Genomic DNA, 642 nt, shown 5'->3' with positions numbered 1-642 from the left:
TGGTCTGCAGGTTGGCGACCACCGAGGTGAAGCGGTTCTGCACCGCACCCAGGTCGGCGCGCGCGCTGTTGACCGAGGTCAGGGCGGCATCGACGATTTCCAGCGCCTTCTGCGCGCCTTCGAACGTGGTGATGTCCAGGTCCTTGGCGAAGCTGGCGGTGGTGGTGGCCGCGGCGGTGGCATCGGCGATGCCGGTCAGGCCGATTTCGGTGGCGCCACCGGTGATGGTGCCGGCGGTGATGTCGAAGTCCTTGCCCGCCTTGACCGAGGTCATGATCACCTTGCCGGCGTCGGCGCCGGTGCCGACCGAGGCGGCCACGCCGGTCTCGCCCAGCTTGGCGTTCACGGCCGTGGCGATCGCCTGGGCGATGTCCGCGCCGGTCGCGCCGTTCTTCCACTCCACGTCGGCGATGGTCACGCCGTTGACCTGCATGCCCGCCAGCTTGCCGTCTGCGGTGGCCGCGGCGGCCGCGGTGGTGGCGGTCTGCTTGGCGGCGAACTTGACGTTGCCCAGCGCGTTGGCGCGGGCGTCGACCACCTTGTCGATGGCGATGGCCTGCGAGGCGTTGGCACCGACCTGGAACAGCTGGCTGGTGAACGAGCCGTCCAGCAGCTTGGTGCCGTTGAAATCGGCCTGCTTGG

The 642-nt window shown here is 69.5% G+C and carries 1 protein-coding gene; it reads right to left on the bottom strand.

The features are described 5' to 3' along the window. Window positions 1–642 (bottom strand): flagellin (locus tag ACTJI2_RS20030; RefSeq protein WP_440843138.1); only part of this gene is annotated, 642 nt, incomplete at both ends.

The sequence above is a fragment of the Pseudoxanthomonas sp. 22568 genome (assembly GCF_052044485.1).
GTDB lineage: Bacteria > Pseudomonadota > Gammaproteobacteria > Xanthomonadales > Xanthomonadaceae > Pseudoxanthomonas_A > Pseudoxanthomonas_A beigongshangi.
This window is presented reverse-complemented; position numbering and strand designations above follow the sequence as displayed.